The sequence below is a fragment of the Paenibacillus hemerocallicola genome (genome assembly GCF_006265175.1).
In the GTDB taxonomy this organism is placed as follows: Bacteria; Bacillota; Bacilli; order Paenibacillales; family NBRC-103111; genus Paenibacillus_AB; species Paenibacillus_AB hemerocallicola.
Window position 1 is genome coordinate 82910 of the sequence record NZ_VDCQ01000017.1, and the last position, 19091, is coordinate 102000.

General features: G+C 59.4%; 15 protein-coding genes. 4 read left to right on the forward strand and 11 right to left on the reverse strand.

The features are described 5' to 3' along the window. Position 1: 1 nt before the first annotated feature. The 7 genes from FE784_RS14405 to FE784_RS14435 form a co-directional block, all read right to left on the reverse strand. Complete coding sequence (locus FE784_RS14405; protein ID WP_176706216.1) at positions 2-2407, reverse strand: alpha-glucuronidase family glycosyl hydrolase; 2406 nt, start codon at positions 2405-2407, stop codon at positions 2-4. Beyond that, complete coding sequence (locus FE784_RS14410) at positions 2404-3219, reverse strand: HAD family hydrolase (RefSeq protein WP_139602905.1); 816 nt, start codon at positions 3217-3219, stop codon at positions 2404-2406. Before FE784_RS14410 ends, FE784_RS14405 begins: the two co-directional genes overlap by 4 nt. A gap of 15 nt (positions 3220-3234) precedes the next feature. Beyond that, entirely contained in the window at positions 3235-5322 is a 2088-nt protein-coding gene (locus tag FE784_RS40865; protein ID WP_176706217.1) for a GSU2086 family protein, read from the reverse strand. A 49-nt stretch (positions 5323-5371) separates the two neighbouring features. Then, a complete protein-coding gene (locus FE784_RS14420) occupies positions 5372-6358 on the reverse strand; it encodes a DUF4432 family protein (RefSeq protein WP_176706218.1) in 987 nt (328 codons plus the stop codon). Between the two features lie 204 nt (positions 6359-6562). Beyond that, a complete protein-coding gene (locus FE784_RS14425) occupies positions 6563-7702 on the reverse strand; it encodes an ROK family transcriptional regulator (RefSeq protein ID WP_139602907.1) in 1140 nt (379 codons plus the stop codon). Between the two features lie 286 nt (positions 7703-7988). After that, complete coding sequence (locus FE784_RS14430) at positions 7989-8633, reverse strand: D-sedoheptulose-7-phosphate isomerase (RefSeq protein WP_139602908.1); 645 nt, start codon at positions 8631-8633, stop codon at positions 7989-7991. A 47-nt stretch (positions 8634-8680) separates the two neighbouring features. Beyond that, positions 8681-9844: an alcohol dehydrogenase catalytic domain-containing protein gene (locus tag FE784_RS14435; RefSeq protein ID WP_139602909.1), complete on the reverse strand. Its 1164-nt coding sequence runs from the start codon at positions 9842-9844 to the stop codon at positions 8681-8683. A 478-nt stretch (positions 9845-10322) separates the two neighbouring features. Between FE784_RS14435 and FE784_RS14440 the strand changes: the two genes are divergently transcribed. From FE784_RS14440 to FE784_RS14455, 4 genes are all read left to right on the forward strand, one after another. Then, positions 10323-12977, forward strand: coding sequence for a CehA/McbA family metallohydrolase (locus FE784_RS14440; protein WP_139602910.1), 2655 nt, complete (start codon positions 10323-10325; stop codon positions 12975-12977). A 923-nt stretch (positions 12978-13900) separates the two neighbouring features. Further along, entirely contained in the window at positions 13901-14296 is a 396-nt protein-coding gene (locus FE784_RS14445; protein ID WP_139602911.1) for a hypothetical protein, read from the forward strand. A 46-nt stretch (positions 14297-14342) separates the two neighbouring features. After that, on the forward strand, positions 14343-14768 hold the full coding sequence (locus FE784_RS14450; protein WP_139602912.1) for an SRPBCC family protein: 426 nt from the start codon (positions 14343-14345) through the stop codon (positions 14766-14768). Then, positions 14755-15162, forward strand: a complete 408-nt coding sequence (locus FE784_RS14455; RefSeq protein WP_139602913.1) for an ArsR/SmtB family transcription factor — start codon at positions 14755-14757, stop codon at positions 15160-15162. The genes FE784_RS14450 and FE784_RS14455 overlap by 14 nt, the downstream gene beginning before the upstream one ends. 94 nt (positions 15163-15256) lie before the next feature. Here FE784_RS14455 and FE784_RS14460 read toward each other — a convergent pair whose 3' ends face one another. The 4 genes from FE784_RS14460 to FE784_RS14475 all read right to left on the reverse strand — a co-directional run bounded on the left by FE784_RS14460 (position 15257) and on the right by FE784_RS14475 (position 19075). Beyond that, a complete protein-coding gene (locus FE784_RS14460; RefSeq protein ID WP_139602914.1) occupies positions 15257-15880 on the reverse strand; it encodes a histidine phosphatase family protein in 624 nt (207 codons plus the stop codon). A gap of 27 nt (positions 15881-15907) precedes the next feature. Beyond that, entirely contained in the window at positions 15908-17278 is a 1371-nt protein-coding gene (locus tag FE784_RS14465) for a polysaccharide deacetylase family protein (protein ID WP_139602915.1), read from the reverse strand. 70 nt (positions 17279-17348) lie between these two features. Next, positions 17349-18221: a sugar phosphate isomerase/epimerase family protein gene (locus FE784_RS14470; RefSeq protein WP_342779104.1), complete on the reverse strand. Its 873-nt coding sequence runs from the start codon at positions 18219-18221 to the stop codon at positions 17349-17351. After that, positions 18218-19075 carry an endonuclease/exonuclease/phosphatase family protein gene (locus tag FE784_RS14475; RefSeq protein ID WP_139602916.1) on the reverse strand — a complete coding sequence of 286 codons (858 nt, stop codon included), beginning with the start codon at positions 19073-19075 and terminating at the stop codon, positions 18218-18220. The genes FE784_RS14470 and FE784_RS14475 overlap by 4 nt, the downstream gene beginning before the upstream one ends. Positions 19076-19091: the final 16 nt, after the last annotated feature.

Below are 19091 nucleotides of genomic sequence, written 5' to 3' on the forward strand. Positions count from 1 at the left end.
GCTAATTCCCACCCTTTGCATCGGATTGGCCGTTGGCGATAAGCGATACTTCCGCCACATTCAGCCGCTTGAACCCGCGGATGCGGGCAAAGGTCAAAGCGAGCTTGCCGTCGCGATAAGCCTCCGCAGGCACGGCGCATTCGCGGATCGTAACGGACCCGGCCTTCACGGCGGCCGCCTCGTCCAGCACGAACTGGTCGTTCGCGGTCATACGGACCCAGCAGTCCCGCGGCGTATTGCCGCTCGTTTCCCCTACATAGACGGCCTTCACCGTATAGCCGGCGGCCGGATCGAGCCTGTCGTATCGAACGACGATCGGCGTATCGAGCAGAGCGTTCGCATGGGCGACCCAGGCGAGCGGAATGCCGCCGAGCTCGTTTTGCCGTTCCTCGGACATCGACAGAAGGTGCATCGCGTGCGCGATTCTCGGGGAACGCAAGTAGCCCGGATCGGCTTCCCAGCCTTCCCCTCTGTCGACGCGGCGGAAGCCGCGCTCCGAGCCGAGATGGTCGTAATACCCGCCCGGACCGGGATTCGTCCGATCGAGCGCGCGCTCGAGCGCGGCAAGCCGATCCCGCTCCTCCCGCTCTCGCCGTATGGCGGCGAACTGCGCGCGCAGCCAGCGGACATCGTTCAGCGGCGCGTCGATGGCATCCATGAAGGCGCCACGCCCCTGAGATCTGGCATAATGGCGGGTGACGGTCAGCTGGTAGCCTATACCGGCGAACAAGTCGTCGGCCAATTGCTCGCACCGAAGCCTGTAATCGGCAGAGACCGGCTCCGTCTTCGCCCGCCCGAGCAGCCGTTCCGCCCGTTCGATCGCCATAAGGCTCCCCGTCGCCGGCGCCTCCCGAAGCGCTTCCCTAGCCGCGTATTCGAGCTCCGTCTCGTAGGCGAGCCGCCGTTTCGTATATGCGTCGAAGTAGGCGCGGAGCAGATGCATCTGGAACCGATAGCAGGCGAGCACCCGCCCGGACGACTCCCGCTCCAGCTGCCGCCATTGCGCCAGCGTCACCTCGACGCCGGCGTTTGCCGCCAGCGGACCGACCCAATTGTCCTCCAGCGCCAGCAAGCCCCGGGCGATCGCTTCCGCACGGTCGCTGTCGATGAACAATTTGGCGTAATCGGTAATCGTATCGATAACCGGCGTCGCCGGGTCCCAATCCTGATCGGACCAGACGAATTTGTTCACGTCGTCATTGATCCCTTCGGAGTAGCAAATATTGCCGATCGCGTAAGGAGCCAGCACGTTATGGATATGCTTGTGCGCGACCGGCCGGGGATTGCAGCTTTCCCTTCCCAGGGTGAGGGCGTAAGCCGAATCCCAGTCGACCACCGGGTACTGGCAATGATAATTGTGCGTGATATCCTCGTAGCGTCGGATCGGATACCGATCGGGGATAAGCCGCCTGAGCTCGGGCAGGGGCACGTCGACATGCGGGCCGAATACGATTCCGCCCAGCCATTCCGGCTCCAGGCTCACCTGCCGGTAAAACGCCTCCATCCAAGCGGCCGAATCGTAACGCATAATTTGCGGCGACAGCCATATTTTCGCCTCCGGGTGGTAGCGCCTCAGCAGCAGGGCGACCTTCTCCGACCATGCGAACAAAGGATCGGGATCCAGCTTCCCCGGATCGCTGCCGGGAATGAACAGAGCGGCAATGCGCGGCAGCTTGGCGAATATGTCCTCCCGCTCGGCCAGCTCCGCCCGCACCGCCTCTGGATCCGAATAGTCGTCGCCCATGTTCGGGTACCAAATCCAAGTATCCAGCCCGTAGCTGTCGATAACGCGCGCAATGCCGATCATCATCTCCAGCGGCTCGACCTTCATCAGCGGACCGCTCGGACGATCGTCGGTTCTCGGCGGCAATATTTCGATGCTGTTCGCCCCAAAAAAGGCCAGCTCGCGAATGTATTGATCGAATTGCCCGATGCTCCAGGCGTCGAAGGCGTTGTTTTTCGGCCTGTAGCCGAGCTGATGTCCGCGCAAAGCGGATGATGGGGACGTGACGATGTCAAGCTCGCCGTCCAGCCGGACCGTTCCTTCGCTCCAGCGCAGCTGCCGCAGCAGTTTGCCGACCCCGTACAGCACGCCCCGCGCATCGGCTCCGGCCACTATGACGGCAGGCTGTGCGGCCCCGCTCGAGGCTCGCAGAATATACCCTTCGGGCTTCAGCTGCGCCAACCCGCCGGGCAGCTCCAAGCCGTCGACCTCCCTCAACGATTCGGTCGTACCGACCGCGATGACGGGAACGTCCGGCTCCGTGCATTCATGCTTGTTGCTCCAGACGATACCGCTGCGCTTGGCAACCTCATCGATAAGCGCCGCGATCGCTTTCGCTTCCGGTCCGGCCAATCCGGGGGCGCTCACGACAACGGCTCGGCTTAAATCGATCGTGCGGCTCATCGGCTTTCGAGCCCCAGCCACTCGAGCCATTCGCCGGCATTGGCGAAATCTCCGGCGATGCGCTCGGCGCCCGCCGCGAGCAGCCGCTCCCGCTTCACCGGGTTTACGCCCTCCCGTCGGTTCTCGTCGCTTGCTATGCCGAGCGCGAGCGCCCCGTTCTCGCGGGCCAGACGAATTTCCACCTTGCCGTCGCCGATAATCGCCAGCTCTTGGCCGCGAAATCCTTTTTCCTTCAGCAGGTCGGCGATGACCTTTTCCTTCGAGCAATCGGCGCGTCCGACCGGAGCTCCGGCTATTTCGCGGAAATACCGCTGCACGCCCAGCACCTTCGCTTCATGGACCACGTCGGGATGGTCGGTTCCGCTTGCTACATACATGTCGACGCCCCGCTCGCGCAGAAGCTCGAGAAACGCCTCCGAGCCTTTCATCAAAAAGTCCGTCGCCTCAAGACGCCCGGCCTCCAGGTCGGCGATGCGGCCATTCACGCTTTGCAGCAAACGCCGGTTGTATTCCGCCTTGTATTCCCACTCCCCGAGTATGTGCGGATTCCAGCCTTTCTCGGCGACTTTCTCCGCCAGCCACCTCATTTGGAATATCGTCTGGATGCCGGTAGACTGATCGATGTAAGCCGCTATTTCGTCGTCCAACGATTTCGAGTCCTCCGGGGTCAGCGCCCTCGGTCCGGCGATCGCTTCCTTCATCATCGGGGCCATCGTTTCTTCCCATCCCGCCCGAAGCGTCGACAGCGTACCGTCGAAATCGAACAGCACGGCCTTGATCGGCTCCTTGCGCCGCGAATTGCTGGATGTCATCCCATGCAGCCTCCCTTAACTGATCGTAGTAATTGCCCGCTCTTCGCCGCCTCCGTGAAGCTGCAGCGCTTCCCATATGGCCGGAATCGTCCTCTCGTGCAGCCCTTCGAAGTGAAAGCCTTTCCCGCCGAGGCTTGTCGGCCGGTGAACGATATTTTTGCGCGGACGATAGTAGTAGTCCCAGTCCTCGTAGCCGACCTTCTTGTGATAATCGCCCAGCCTTACGATATCGAAATTGGCGGTCGTAATATGATGGACGGGATATTGCAAATTTCGCGAGATCGACAGCGCCTTCAGAAACACCTCCGGCCCGGTCACGCTCGAGCCGAAATTTACGAATACGCCGCCCTCCAATTTCGCCACCGTCAGGCAATAGGACTGAAAATCGAAGCCGCTCGCTTGCCCCTGTACGGCGAAATCGCTCAGCGGATGAAGCTGCACGTCGTCGGGACCGATCGTAATGTGGCACGTGTACGGGATATCCGCCCGGATGCAAGCGCCGATCAAACTGTCCTCGATGTACGGGAATCGCTCCGGGTTGCTTTTGGCGTAATGGATCAGGCTTTCTCCATAGCCTAAATCGTTGACGTAGCCGTCGGCCAGCGCCCGATGCACGATGTCGCCGGTTTCTTGCCACATGCCGAGCTTGCCCTCGGCCAGCGTCCCCGGCTCCGACGCCTCCGCCTCGCCGAATGCCGCCAGCTCGACATCCTGCATGCAGGCCGCTCCCGTCAGCGCCAAGTGCGACACGCAGCCGGAGCGGATCATGTCGATCAAGTAGCGGTGAACGCCCGCCCCGATCACGTGGCTGCCGAGCGATACGAGAATGCGGTTGCCCCGCTCCTTGGCCTCCCTCAGTCTGACGATGAAATCGTCGAGCTGCGGGTCGCTCCACCGCTCCGGAAACGGCGCTTGACCGGGAACATAAGCGATTCGAGGCTTCGAATCGGTCGGCTCGTTTAGCTCCCCCAGCGGGGCGGAAGCTTTCGGTTGATGCAGGAACAGCCTGCTCCGCCTCGAGCGAATCGGATACATCCTCGCCGCCGGCTCCTTCGCCCGTGGTATCGTCCCTGCCTCCGACTGTTCGCTTGCCGTGGCAGCCGTCGGGAACTCCACGCCCAGCTCGCGCTTCCGCTGCAGCAGCCGGTCGAACAACGCGGGTATCGTATATTGGTGCAGCCCATGGAACAGGAAGCCGCTTCCGCCGATTTCCTCCAGCCGATCGATCAGCACGCGCCGCGGTCTATAATGGTAGTCCGGGTCCGACTCGGGCGGGCGGGAGTCCGCGGTCACCGGCACGATATCGAAATTGGCGGCGACGATGTCCCGCATCGACAGCCCTTTGTTGCGGGCCAACGACAAGGCCCGCAGAAAAATTTCCGGTCCGGAAATCGCCGAGCCGAAATTCAGAAAAACGCCGCCGTTCCGCATCTCCGCAACCGAACGGCACATCGTGCGGAAATCTTCCCCGGACGCCGCCCCGAGCGCGTGAAAATCGACGATCGGATGCTGATGGATAATATCGGTGCCGATCGAAATATGGCAAGTATAAGGCACCCCGTAACGCTGGCACTGCACGAACACGCAGTCGTCATAATGCGGGAACCGTTCCGGATGGGCCGACAAGTACCGATATAGACTCGGCCCGTAGCCCAAGCCGAGCGCGGCCCCCTGCTGAATCGCCTCGTTCATGTAACGGCCCGTTTCCTCCCACATGCCGAACGAGCCGTCCTCGATCGAGCGGGCCACGTCCTCGGACGTCTCGCCCATATAGGCAAGCTCGAAATCGTGGATGCTCGTCGCCCCGTTGCCGGAGACGTGGGTCAAAAATCCGTGCCGCACGAGCTCGATCACGTATCGGGACATTCCGTTTTTGATCACGTGCGCCCCCATCGACCAGACGACCGGCTTGCCGGAGAGCCGAGCGGACAGGATCGTCTCGACGAGCCGGACGAACGGCTCGCTTGAAGCCCCCCGCCACGGTTCGGCATGCGGATCGGGCTCGTAGGGACGGGCCATGTTTCGAATCGTCACCAGATTGGTCCGCTCATGGACGGAGTTCGTCCGGATACCGGCAAAAGACAATCGTTTCGCGTTAGTCATCGCGCAAATCCTCCCTCTCCTTCTCATCCGTCCGACGCCAGAACGGCTCCTACACGAAGCCGAACGCCTTCAGCTCCAGCCACGAGGAGACGCTGCCGAGCGGCGGTACGACGAGCGCCCGTCCCTGCTCGACCGCTTCGCCCAAAGTCAGCTTCGGCGGAACGTTGAACATTTCCAGCCCGATGTTGTAGTCGCAGCCGAAAAACGGGGCGTTCATGTCCGCCCGGAAATTTTGCCAATACCATAAATAAGGCCACACGCTCCCGTCCCAGCGAACATCGAGCGACACCCCCCTGCTCGGACTCGTCAGCCTGTACGCCGAATCGGGCGTGGCTATATACAGCAGCTCGCGCTCCGTTCCCGGCTCGGGCATGACCGACAGGTCGGTATCCGTTCCCGCCCGACGCATAAGCGGCCAATCCCAGCTCTCGCCCGTGACGGGATTGCATATTTTCGCCCCTTCGGACAAGCTTATGATCGAGTCCTCGCCCAAGAACGGCGGACCGTAAGCCAGATGGTGTCCCCAGTTCGCCTCCAGCGCCGTCGATGGCGACAAGTTGCGAACGGTTTCTTCGATCCGCACCGTCTCGCTGCCCGTGCCGAGTATGATCAGCTTCTCGAGGCGGAACGGCATCGAACGGATTTGATTGACGAGCAGCACCCGGATTTCGTCCGGCTCGTCCTTGACGATCCTGTAATCCCACGGCGTAATCGCCGTTTCCCCGCGATGCACCGTGCCTCCGCGGTATTCCGACGTGTAGCTGACCTCCGGAAACATCTCCTGCCAGCCTCCGATGTAGCTGATCTGGTAGTCGGCATACATCGCATGCGGGGCACCCAAGCCATTGTGCGAAATCCAGATCATGTCGGTATCGGTCGGCTTATGCAGCCAGCGGATCGGCTCCGCCCCTTTGTCGAGCAGCAGATGGATGAGCAGCTTTTCATTTTCCAGCACAAGCGATCGGTAGCCTTTGAACACGAGGTCGTCGGTAATCCGGCAACCTGCATTGCGAAGCGGTCGGTACAATTCGCCCACGATCGATAGCCTCCTTCCGGTTTGGCAGCTTTAATTTACTTAATCTTTAAGTTTATTTGCCGCAAAATGACGGCACTCTCGCGCAAACGATGACGACTCGGTTCAGGCCGACGGGACCTGTAGCTGCTTCAAAACCGAAACCGGGCCCATTGCGCTTAACTGCCGGCATTCCTATCCATTTCGGACAAACGGTCAATCTGAATGTCAAGCTCCATCGTTCAAAGCCAGCAATCTAACCGGCTCGGACAGCAAAAAACCGAACAGCAGCGCTGCCGCTCCTACCGCGCTTTGCGAAGTTCCGAACGTCGACGGCTCGATGCGCAGCCGATCTTTGGCGAAGGCGTACAGTCTGGAGCGCAAATGATTTTGCACGGGCAGCAAATAATCCGCCAAATACGGATACAAGCGTCCGCCCAATACGACCAGCTCGGGATCGTACATGTTGTACACGTTGATCAGAGCGGTCTCCAAATAACCGAGCGTATTCTCCATGCATTCGAGCGCTTCGGCGTCTCCTTGCCGGATCGCTTCCTTCAGCTGCTCCATCGTGTTCCCGCCCGACCAGCGGCTAAGTATGCCCGGAATCGAGCCGACCGTCTCCCAGCAGCCGCGGTTGCCGCAGTCGCAAATTTTGCCGTCCAGCAAAATGGTCATATGGCCGACCTGACCGCACAAGCCGTTCGTTCCCCGGACAATTTTCCCGCCGTGGACGACGCCGCCGCCGATCCCGATTCCCATCGTAATAAAGACGAGATCCTGCACGCTGCGCCCCAGTCCGTACCAGCGCTCGGCCATGGCCGACGTCCGCGCGTCATCCTCGATCAGCGTCACTAGGCCGAACTTCTCCTCCAGCGTACGCTGCAGCGGGAAGCCCTTCCAGCCGGGGAAATTGGGCGGATCGAGCAAGCTGCCCGCGCTGTAATCCATCGGTCCCGGCACCCCGGCTCCCAGACCGAGAATGGAATGGCCGGCCGTCTCGATCTCGCGCTTCAACTCGTTCATAAGCGGATCGATCACTTCGAAATAGTCGTCCGGGCCTTTGCGGTCGCTCATATCGCGTTCGATCGTCTTGATGATTTTGCCGTTCAGATCGACGACGACGATCTCCAGCGTAGCGCGCCCGATATCCAGGCCGATAATCCGGTACAGGCTCGGATCGAAGCCCAGCATCACCCTTCTTCGTCCGACGTTGCCGGATACCGCTTCGAATTCGCGGATCAGCTTCAATTCGATCAGCTCGTGCGTCAAATTCGTAATCGTACCGGAAGTAAGCCCCGTATGCTCGACCAGCTCTACGCGGGAAATTTGCTGGTGCTGCCAGATCCGTTCCAGCACTTCGGACATGTTGCTCTGCTTCACTTGCTTCAAATAAGCGATTTTATTAGGCTGTATTGCCTGTCTCCTCCTGACCCGAACATAATCGGTACGCTTCTATATTCCTGCTCGGTTGCTTGATTTTCACAGTTGCACGACGCAGCCAATCCCGGGTTTTCTGACCGGCAATACGTCCGTCTCTCCTTCAAGATTACCACGGGGCCGTTCACAGCTCAACATGAAACTGGGACGGCTGTACGCTATTCCGGTCTTTCTTTCTCGCGAATCGGGGATGCCGACAGTCTTTTCCTATCGCTCAGCCGGCCTTCTCGCCGAAAAAGTGCCTTTCCAGCATGACGCATAACGCATGATAAATCGGCAAATGCCGTTCCTGAATATCCGGGGTAACCTCATAAGGGGCGCGGATCGTCACGTCGCAATACCGCTTCATCTCTCCTCCGTCGCTTCCGGTCATGCCGATGGTCCGCATGCCGAGCGCGCGCGCTACCTGCAGCGCCCGGATGACATTGCGCGAATTGCCGGAGGTGCTCAGACCGATCAGCACGTCCCCGGGCTTTCCGTAGCCGTATACTTGCTGGGCGAACACCATATCCGCCGCCACATCGTTCGCATAGGCGGTCGCGATCGCCGTATGGCTGACGAGCGATATCGCCGGAAGCGCCCCCTGCAGCCTGTCGGCCATGTAGCCGCCTTCCGCCTCGCCGAACTGGCTCAGCTTCTCTCTCATTTGCGGCGGAATCGGCCGCTTCGACATGAAGCCCTTCATCAGTTCCCCGACGATATGCTCGCAATCCGCCGCGCTGCCGCCGTTGCCGGCCAGCAGCAGCTTGCCGCCATCCGCGTAGCAGTCTCTCATCGCCTGAAACGCGCGTTCGATATCTTCCCTGCATGCGGACAGCTCCGGATATTTGGCGATGCAAGCTTGCAAAGTTTCATTCATGCCGGATTATCCCCGCTTTCTCGGTTTGTTTAGCGATTCCGGAATCGTTATCGGCCCGTCAAATCGACAACCGCCTTTACCGCAACGTCGGAAAAATCGAGCCCGGGCACTTGTTCCATCGTCAGGCGGTCGGTCATCAGCTCGCCCAGCAGTCCGGGAAACATCCGCTCCATTTCCTGCAGCCGACGGATTCCGTTCTCGAAATCGGCCCGCGAGGCGTTGACCGAGCCGATTACGCATTTGTTTTTGAGCACCATTTCCTGATTCAGCAAATCGATCGGAATGTCCAGCCGCCTGCTTCCGGAGGTGACGCCGAGGATGGCGAGCACGCCGTTCGGATTCAGCAGCTTCATCGATTCGAAGGCGAGCGGCGTATGGCCGCTGCATTCCCAGATCATGTCCGGGCGAATGCCGCGGCTCGCCGCAAACTCGTCGAGTCCGGAAGCGAACGGTCGGTCCGTCTGCACCGCCGCGCCCGCGTCCGAATCCGCGTCCGCATCCGCTTCCCCGGTCACGGCTGTCCCGGCCTCATGGTAAAATGAGCCGCAGCGGCGAATTAGGCGGGCATTGATGCTGTCCTTCGCGGAAAGGGACCATACGTGCGTATCCAAACCCATCGTGCGGCAGGTGAGCGCCGTCAATACGCCCAGCGGACCCGAGCCGGTAATGAGCGCCGTCTTGGGCTCCCAGCGCACGCGCTGCTGGATGATCGCGATTTGGCTGCACACCTTCTCCACGATGCTCTGCGGCTCGACGAGTACGCCGTAAGAGACGCTGTCAGCGGGAATCGGCACGACATAGCGCGACCGCTCGACGACATATTCGCATAAAAACCCGTCCGCGCCGCGTATTCCCCGTTCCGTATACGTGCCCGACTGGCAGTAGTCCTGCTGCCCGTGACGGCAAGCCGTACAAGTGGCATCGCCGCACGGTCTGCGTACCAGGACGGTCACTAGCTCGCCCGGCGATAAGTCCGACTCCGGACCCGCCTGCTCGACCGTGCCCAGCAGCTCGTGGCCGATGATCATCTGCTCCGAGCCTTTCGGGAGCACGCCATACCGGTCCTGCACGATTTCCCGGTCCGTGCCGTCCAGTCCGACGGCGAGCACCCGGATCAGCACATCATCCGGCCGGATCGGCTGCGGCTTCGACAGCTCGGCTACGGTTACGTATTGGCGATCTGCGCCATTTCGGATTACAACCGCTTTCATAAAGCGTCTCCTTCCTTGTTTCCCGTTCGCCCGACGCGTAGTTGCAGCACGTCTATCGGCTGGACAAGCAAATATCGGATCACGTATCGGATAGGCAAACAAGCTGGCATGCGAACACTTTGTATCCTGGTTCCACAGCCGTAAAAGTATTAGCGCGGGCAATTTACTTAATCATTAATTAAATGTATTATAAGGCTATAGCCGAACTCTTGTAAACAGCTTTCAGCACAAGTTTCCGGGCAATGGCATTGGAAGCGGGAGCGCCGGACGAAATTTCGGCATGTCGTGTAATGCGTTTTTTGTGGAGGGAATCGCTTCCCTCATGTAATCGCGGCTTCGCCAACTTGCCGGTTGACATCAACGTACATGCGAGTCTTGCTTTGTTCCTTCCATCAATCGTATTTTACGCTTCGCGCGGCTCAGCTAGTGCTTACGATGCCGGCTTTACTCTGTAGAGCTATTAGGAGGTTTGCCCACCATGCAACCGAATTCGACGAACGGGGATCCCCGGTTCGTACCCGTATCCTTGCAATCGGCGTATAACCGCTCCATCTCGGGATTGCAGCCCGGTGACTGCTCCGATACGGTACTCGCAAATAAAGATAAGCTGCTTACCGGCCGGCAACAGCTATGGGGAGTGCCGTTTTCGCTCGGCCTGCCGGACGGCGCAAGCAATGTGATCGTATTGAAGGACCGCGAGGTCGAGCTAGACTTTCCGCACTCGCTTCACGACCGCCAGCTGCTGTTCGTGCATGCCGCCGACTTCAAGGAAAGCGACGCCTCTCCCGACGGCATCATCAGCCCGATGATGGGCAACCCGCGTCTCGGCGAAACCGTGTGCGAATACGTGCTGCACTATTCGGACGGCTCCGCGGTTGCGTTTCCGATCCGTCGCCGGTACCAGATCAGCGAATTTCAGGTCAAATGGGGAGAAAACAGCTTCGAGTCGTTCAAGCACGTCAAGCCTCGTACGATGGCCACCAACACCGACCTGCTGCATAAGGAAGCGCCGACGATTCCTTGGGGACAAAGCCAGCTCCGCACGACGTTCCCCGGCTTCGGCAGCGTCATGCACCACTGGCTGTACGCGCTGCAAAATCCGCATCCGGACAAGGAGCTTGTTCGGCTCGTCATGCAGCCGTGCGACGGTACGGCATTCATTTTCGGCATAACCCGAACGAATCTCGCAACGAACCCGTTTCGCTGGGACGCCCGACGCAAGGCCCGATTCGTATCCGCTCCCGGCTTCGTGCCGCAGCCGTTCGGAGAAAGCGCCAATATCGGCATCGATCTGGGCGAGGTCATCTCCGTAACGCCCGCACTCGAATACGATCACACCGGATGGCTGAACAATCCGAATCCGCGTCTGCCTTCGCCGAAGCCGAACGAATGGATCGTGGAATATACCGCCCACCCGGATGCCCTTATTCGCATTCATAACGAATCGACGGCAACAATTCCTCTGCGCGAATTGCCCGCCCGCCCCGAATGGTCGTTATCGGAGAATGCGCTGCGCAAAGTAACCGTACGCATCACGGAGCGTGCCGGAGGCCGCAAGGTAGCGGCCAAAATTCATGTGCACGGGGCATTCGGCGACTATATAGCCCCCGTCAACGGGCATCGAATCCCGAATGCGCACTGGTTCGAGGATTACGGCGCGGAATACGTACAGGATTTTCATTACAGCGCTTACATTGACGGCGAAGCCGAGTACAAGCTTCCGCTCGGGGACGTATACATCGAAGTGACGAAAGGCTTCGAGCTCAAACCGGTGCGCAAGCGCTTCACGATTGCGGCGGAAACGAATCTGATCGCCATCGAGCTTGATCGCGTGTTGGACTGGAGGCAGAAGGGCTGGGTAACGGCGGATACGCACGTTCACTTCCTCTCGCCCCAGACTGCGCTGCTGGAGGGAGACGCCGAGGGCGTCAACGTAGTCAATCTGCTGACGAGCCAGTGGGGCGAAATGTTCAGCAACCTTGGCGACTTCGACGGCAAGACGACGATCGGGAGCAAAGAAAACGGCGGCTCCGGCGAATATTTGGTTCGCGTCGGAACGGAAAACCGCCAGCATGTGCTCGGACATATTTCGCTGATCGGCTACGAAGGGAAAATGATCGTTCCGCTATGCACCGGCGGGCCCGACGAATCGGGACTGGGCGATCCGCTGGAAGCGACGGTTACGGAATGGGCCAAGCAATGCCGCGAACAGAACGGCATAGTCGTCATGCCCCACCTGCCGAACCCGCGGGCCGAAGGCGCCGCCGCGCTCGTGCTGGGGGAAATCGATGCGGTGGAGATGTGCTCCTTCGAAAATATCGGGATCAATCCGTATTCGCTGTCCGACTGGTACCGGTATTTGAACTGCGGCTACAAAGCCCCTGCCGTCGGCGGCACCGACAAAATGTCGCAGCAAACCGCAGTCGGCACGATCCGCACCTATTCGCTTATCCGCAACGAGCCCTTTACCTACGAATCGTGGATGGATTCCGTTCGCCGGGGGCATACGTTCGCTACGCTCGGGCCGCTGCTCGACTTCCGCGTCGGCGATTGCGAGATGGGCTCGCTGATGCAGCTGCCTGCTTCGGGCGGTACGCTGGACGTCGTCTGGCAAGTATCGTCCGTTACGGTGCCGGTCACGAAAATCGAGCTAGTCGTAGACGGGCTGCTTCGCGAGAGCGTCGCCGTCGATCCGGAGGTCGGCCATTACGCGGGTCATTGGTCCGTTCCCGTCAAGGATAGCTGCTGGATCGCCCTGCGTATCCGAGGCAAGTACCACGACCAGTCGGAGATGATCGCGGCCCATTCCAGCGCCGTCACCGTTATCGTCGACGGGAAGTCGTGCTTCAATGCGACCGATGCCGTTACCATACTGGAGCAGATCGAAGGCTCCACCGCCTATATCAAAACGCTCGCGACCAAAGCCGACGAGCAGACGTACAAGCGGCTGCTCCTGACCTTGACGAGCGCCCAAAGGGCGCTGCACAACCGGATGCATAGGCATGGCGTCATGCATCATCACTCCGCTCCAGACCGGCACGAGCATCACGATCACGATCATGATCACCGGCATGGTTCCGGCCACAAGCATGGACACGGTCATAGTCACAACCTTGACCACAAGCACGACTAACGCAATTTGGGAAATAGAAGCAAGCCGTGCGGTCCTGCCGAAAGACGCGACCGTTACGGCTTGTTTGGCTGCGCCATGTATGATCCGCAGAACGGCCGTCCTGTTAATGGGAATGCGGCATGGAAGCGGATGTCGGTTTCGTGCTATCGATCGGCTGTCCGGCGATTAGTGAGCCGAACCTGCTTATTATTGAACCTCACTGCGCTGTTCGGGTCGTTGGCAAGGCAAATCGAGAAATAGTGAACCATAAGTAACTATTGCTGAACTCAAGTTCACTAACAATAAAATGCGGTTCACTAATCGCCGAATTCGTGCATCCGGCAAGCGATTAGAGCAATGAAGTAATGAAGTTCACTAATAATGAAGTTGGGTTCATTATTTCCGCCGCGATGTGCGATGAAACTTTGATGTTGCATCCATTCACTCCGATAGGGCGACTCTTACCTGCCGCATCTAGTTTTGTAGTGCTGATTTCAGCGCTATTGTCGCTCGCTGACTGCTACTTCCGCCAAATAAGGTTGGTTTCAACCTTATTTTCCCCGTTCACCCCGATTCGGCCACTCTTACCTGTCGAAGTCGGGTACATAATGCTGATTTCAGCGCTATTCGAGCACACTGACTGCTACTTCCGCGAAATAAGGTTGGTTTCAGCTCTATTCCCCCGTTCATCCCGAACCAGTGGCATTTTACCGCCCATTCTTAGCCGTCAGCCGGCAATTTGCCCGACTCGGCAGCTTCAGCTTCCACTCCTTTCTTCGCCGATTTCGGCGAGCATCCATGAGGTTGGCTACTAGCACTCTGCCGCTCTAAGGTGCATCGCCGATTTTCCTTTGCAACAAACAGACCGCTTGACACGAAACCAAAAGGTGTCATATTATAAAAAAGCGAAACCAAATGGATTCCTATTCGGAGGCATTCGACAAATGAACGAACAATTGTTAGGCAAGCTGCGCTACAAGGAGGGCGCCGCCGCGGTCTGGAACGCGCCTGAAGGGTACGATCTCGGAATCGGCAGTCCAGCGGAACGGACTGAGGGCGCGTACGATTTCGCGCTGCTCTACGTCAACAACTTCAGCGAGGCCGAACAGTGGGTGCCGAAGGTCATACCGGACTTGAAAGAGGATGCCTTATTTTGGGTATCCTATCCGAAGCAAGGTCCCAAGGCGAAGGAGAAGCCGGACATCAACCGGGATATTTTGGCCGCGTGGGTGCAAGAGCATACGCCCTACAGAGCCGTCAGCAACGTCGCCATCGACGAAAAATGGTCGGCTCTCCGCTTCCGCCCCCAAGACAAGGTCAAGACCGGCAAGCGCACGTAACTAGACCAAGCAACGCAAATATCCGAAAAAACAGGAGGACTAATCCATGAACAACAATACGTCGGACACGCTGCCGGACATTCGTCAAACGGTGCTCTTAAACGCGCCTATTCAAAAAGTATGGGACGCCGTCGCCACCTCGGAAGGAATCGCCGCCTGGTTCATGCCGAACGATTTCAAGCCGGAGCTCGGCTATGAATTCCAGCTGCACGCGGGGCCGTTCGGTGACTCGCCCTGCAAAGTAACCGAGCTGGATCCTCCCCGCCGCCTGTCGTTCACGTGGGCCAAAGATTGGACCCTTACGTTCGAGCTGGCGGAGCAGGACGGCAAAACCGAGTTCACCTTGATCCACGGCGGCTGGAGTCCGGATATCGTGACCGAATTCGGCGAAACCCACCGCGTCGTGCGCGAACGGATGTCGCAAGGCTGGATCGGTATTGTGCAGAAGCTCTCGTCCCATGTCGAAGGCTAAGACGGCTGCGGGCGGCGCAGCGGCGAAGCACGACGTGTTTCAAGCGATTGCCGATCCGACCCGTCGCAAGCTGCTGCTTCTGCTCGACGGACAGGAGATGCCGGTCACGGTCATCAGCGGCCACTTTCCGATGAGCCGTACGGCGGTTTCCAAACATTTGCGCATTTTGGCGGACGCCGGATTGGTCAAGGAACGCAAGGTCGGCCGGGAAACCCGATACCGGATGGAGCCCGAGCCGCTGCTCGAATTGAAGCGCTGGCTCGCCTATTTCGAGCGCTATTGGGAAAACAAGATGGCCGCGCTCAAACGGTACGTCGAAGCCGAAGATCCGGTCGGCGACACCGGATTCCCGCAGCTTAAAATCGCTCCACTAAGCGCTGACGACGAAACGTAAGGAGCGACAACAAAATCACACAAAATAAAGAACCTCCATCCCGTCCTATGCGTGGCTTTGGAGGTTCTTGGCTTTACCCATGACTTCACGGCCGTCACTTGACGACCTGAAACAATTGCGGAATCGCCGGTCCGACATAACGGACGGATGTGCGGTTTCCCTCCAGTCCGAGCCACCATATGCTGCAGTTGTCGCCATACGGCCTTACTTGGCTGGAGTAGTCCAATCCGAGGACGGCCAGCATCAGACGGCGGTTCAGCGCGCCGTGGGCGACCAGCGCGACGCGCCCGTCTTCTCCGCCCTGCTCGCGCAATCGCCCGAGCAGCAGCCGCGCCCGCTCGAAGCCGCTCTGCGACGTTTCGCCGCCGGGACAATGCCAGCCTAACGGGTCGGCAACCCCCACGCCGGGAAAGCGGATTTCCGGGTACAGCTCGGTCAGCCGTTCCATCGTAGGTCCGCGATAGCCGTCGCCGGTCCATACTTCGTGGGCGTCCAGCCATACCTCGACCGGCAAGCCCGTCGCGCGGGCGAGCGGCTGCGCGGTTTCAACGGCCCTCATGAGCGGGCTGCAAAAGATGCGGTCAAGCTTCGCCTCCGCCATGCAGGCCGCCATGACCGCCGCTTGCCCGCGGCCGCGCTCGGTCAGACCTCCGTCCGCGAGCAGCGTCTCGGACGTATTCGTAACGGATTCGCCGTGGCGGATAATGAATAGTTCCATCCGTATGTACCTCCTGTTGAAATGGAATTATGCGAACAAAGCGGGCTTCAGCGTCCACGTCTGCAGCTTGGACATCCGCACCGTGTTCGGCGCTCGGAAATTTTCGGGAAAAATACGCCATTTCGGTCCCCACAGGTCGTTGTCCGCAGCGTACCGCTCCGTCTCCAATATCCCTTCGACAAGCGCAACCGTATCGTCATCCCGCAATCCCAATCGAATGATCCGGGCCATCGTACAGGTCAGATCGAGCACGCTCACCTTCCGCCCGGCCGCCTCGTAGCAGTCCGGCAGCTGCCTGAAGCCGAGAACGTGCGGCTCTTCGGCCGCCTCCAGCGCTTTCTTGATGTCCGCGACACGCAGCGCCTCCCCTCTTGCCTCGCTAACGGCTTCATGTTCCGGACCGTAGGCGAGCTGCGGCGTAAGCTCGCGGCCGAGTAGCAGGCCGGCAAACAGCGAATGCAATTCGGATGCCGAATAGCTTTTGCCGCCGAGCTCGCGGAAGCCCAATTCGCGGTCTACCGTTGCGGCAAGCTCGCGCACCTCGGACTCCGTCAACGTTCCGGGCTGCGAACGTTCCAGACTCAGCGCCCGCTCTGCCGTTATATATTCGATCTGCCCTTTGGACAGCGTATAGTCGATAAATTCGCCGAGCTTGGCGAGCCAGTGCTCCATCTCCCCGTCCGGCTTGAGCGGGGCCGGACGCCACTCCTCGCGGGGAGTTTGCCGTCCGCGCGCGAAGTTGACCGCATCCCAGAAGCCTTCGCAGACGAAATCGCATTCGTGGCAGTAGATGCTGATGAAGCCGACCGATTCGTGGGCCGACTGCTCGCAGTACCGGTCGAACTCGGCAATCGCCCGCTCCATGCCGCCCTCCTTGAAAGATAGCTTGATCGTCGCCGTCAAGCTCGTAAAATTCAACAGGCCGCCGTACCAGAACGGCCGACCTTCCAGCATGATTTGATCGTGATCGTCCAAATAGACGGGAACACCCCATTTGCGCAGCGCGGCGAACGTTTGCGGCGCCCAGGAATAGCCGGCCTGCCCGTAACAGACAACGGGCGAGCGTGTTATGCGTTGAACGTCTTCGAGCCCTGCGCGCTCCCGCGTCTCAAACTCCATGGCGCCTTCGCGGAAGCCGAGGTGCTCCAAATATTCGGTGCTCACCGGATGCTGGCTGTGCAAGTCGCTATGATAGCCGATTTCGTGGCCGGACAGCCCGTTCAGAATATCTTGCCGCTGCTGGGCGCTCGTCAGACGCGCCTTCTCGCCGACGATTTTGAAAATGCCGGGAATCCCCTTCTCCTTCAGCACTTGCAGCGCTCCCGACCATGCATCCTGCGCCTCCGGGGTAATGTAATCCTCCACATCGAACCAAAGCAGCACTTTGATGTTTGCCATATGTCCGACTCCTTTCGGTCGCATTTTACCGTATTATATCGACGTATAATTCCGGCATCTGTACCGGCAGCTACACTTCCTCCCAAATCCGCCGCACATTGTCGAAGGCAATTCGGGCCCCGGTCAGCGCAGGCTCCATTCCTTCGAATTCGATCGACAAATACCCGTCGTAGCCGGACGCCTTGATCGTGGACAACAAATGATGCATATCGAGCGAGCCGCATCCGGCGATCGCTCCGCGCAAATAATTGCCGCCGACCGTGGCGAACCAGCCCTCTCCGGGATGACTGCACCGCTTGCGGCTGTAGAAATCTTTGACGTGCACCATCGAAGCGTACGGAATCAGCTTCGCAACGGCGATATGCGGATCTTCGTCGGCGACCATGAAATTGCCCACGTCGACCGTTGTCTTGTAGTTGGACCGGCCGACGCTTTGCAGCACGCGCAGGACGCGGTCGCTCGACTGGACGTAATAGCCGTGGTTTTCCAAGCTGGTCGCAATGCCCAAGCCCGCGGCATAGTCGGCAATTTCCCGGCACGCTTGAACGATGGACGGCAAGTCGGCTTCGAACCGGTCGATGGAGCATTCGCCGATCGGCCTCTTCGCTACGTCATGGCGCATCAGCTTCGCGCCGAGCGCGTGTGCGATATCGACCTGGCCTTTGATTCTGGCAATCTCGGCGGCAAGCGCGGCCTCGTCCTTGTTCACGAAATTTCCGCCTACGGCATAATTCGATATCGCAAGCCCGTTTTCCTCGGCCGTTTGCCGAATCCGCTCCACGAACCGCTCCTCCTTGATCTGCTCCCTCATGCCCGACAAAGGCACGATTTCCACATGCGCCGCTCCCTGCTCGGCAATCCAGCGAATCGCCCGGAAAATATCCATATCGCCCGAGTCGATCAGGGCGTGCAAGCTGTAGCTGCTTATTCCCAGTTTCATCATATCCGCACGCTTCCTTCGGTTTTATTGGATCGCGTCGAGCGTCCGGATCCGTCCGGCTCTTGTACGATTGCACGGGCCAGTACCGGGTAATGGTCGGATGGGTACAAGCCGCCGATCCGGTCGCGTATAATGCCGACACCCAGAAAGCGGATTTCCGGCGAGGCGAAGACGTAATCGATCGGCCTCCCCTCATCCCCGCCCGCGAAGCCGTGGAACGAAAGCCCCGGATCTTTGCCCGCGGACTCATAGGCATCGCAAAGCGAACTGAGTGCGCCGTCCACTTCGAGCTTTCCGCGCAAAAAAGCGATAGCCGGATTGTCCGGCTCGGCATTCATATCCCCGGTCAAAAACGCCGGCAAGCCGGTGCGCTCCCGATGCTCGGCCAGTCTCGTCCACAGCAGGCGGCTTCCTTTTTCCCTGGCATGCTGGCTGCTGTGGTCCAGATGGGTGTTATAGTGCAGAAACGATTTCCCCGACTCTGTTCTGGACCGGAACAATACCCATGTGCATATTCGGAAGTGCGACGCGCCCCAGCTTTTTTCCTTCGGTCCGTCCGGCTGCTCGGACAGCCAAAACTGCCCCCGGTCGAGCGGCTCGACCTCGTCCTTCCGGTAAAAGATCGCATTGAATTCATTCTCGCGGCCGCCGTTTCTTCCTTCTCCGACCCAGCCGTATTCGGGCAAGGCAAGCTCCAGATCGGTCAGCATGCCGTACAATCCTTCCTGTGTTCCGACGATCGCCGGCCGGTAGAGGGAGAACATTTCCGCGGCCGCCCCCTTGCGATGCTCCCAGCTGTTCCCACCGTCCCCCGGGTTGTTGAAGCGGAGATTGAATGTCATTACCGATACGTTCATCGTTTTGTTCCCTCCA

What these genes read in the sequence shown, in the direction of transcription:
- FE784_RS14405 (WP_176706216.1), bottom strand. Translation starts at nt 2,407, where the DNA reads ATGAGCCGCACGATCGATTTAAGCCGAGCCGTTGTCGTGAGCGCCCCC.
- FE784_RS14410 (WP_139602905.1), bottom strand. Translation starts at nt 3,219, where the DNA reads ATGACATCCAGCAATTCGCGGCGCAAGGAGCCGATCAAGGCCGTGCTG.
- FE784_RS40865 (WP_176706217.1), bottom strand. Translation starts at nt 5,322, where the DNA reads ATGACTAACGCGAAACGATTGTCTTTTGCCGGTATCCGGACGAACTCC.
- FE784_RS14425 (WP_139602907.1), bottom strand. Translation starts at nt 7,702, where the DNA reads ATGTCCGAAGTGCTGGAACGGATCTGGCAGCACCAGCAAATTTCCCGC.
- FE784_RS14430 (WP_139602908.1), bottom strand. Translation starts at nt 8,633, where the DNA reads ATGAATGAAACTTTGCAAGCTTGCATCGCCAAATATCCGGAGCTGTCC.
- FE784_RS14435 (WP_139602909.1), bottom strand. Translation starts at nt 9,844, where the DNA reads ATGAAAGCGGTTGTAATCCGAAATGGCGCAGATCGCCAATACGTAACC.
- FE784_RS14440 (WP_139602910.1), top strand. Translation starts at nt 10,323, where the DNA reads ATGCAACCGAATTCGACGAACGGGGATCCCCGGTTCGTACCCGTATCC.
- FE784_RS14445 (WP_139602911.1), top strand. Translation starts at nt 13,901, where the DNA reads ATGAACGAACAATTGTTAGGCAAGCTGCGCTACAAGGAGGGCGCCGCC.
- FE784_RS14450 (WP_139602912.1), top strand. Translation starts at nt 14,343, where the DNA reads ATGAACAACAATACGTCGGACACGCTGCCGGACATTCGTCAAACGGTG.
- FE784_RS14455 (WP_139602913.1), top strand. Translation starts at nt 14,755, where the DNA reads ATGTCGAAGGCTAAGACGGCTGCGGGCGGCGCAGCGGCGAAGCACGAC.
- FE784_RS14460 (WP_139602914.1), bottom strand. Translation starts at nt 15,880, where the DNA reads ATGGAACTATTCATTATCCGCCACGGCGAATCCGTTACGAATACGTCC.
- FE784_RS14465 (WP_139602915.1), bottom strand. Translation starts at nt 17,278, where the DNA reads ATGGCAAACATCAAAGTGCTGCTTTGGTTCGATGTGGAGGATTACATT.
- FE784_RS14470 (WP_342779104.1), bottom strand. Translation starts at nt 18,221, where the DNA reads ATGATGAAACTGGGAATAAGCAGCTACAGCTTGCACGCCCTGATCGAC.
- FE784_RS14475 (WP_139602916.1), bottom strand. Translation starts at nt 19,075, where the DNA reads ATGAACGTATCGGTAATGACATTCAATCTCCGCTTCAACAACCCGGGG.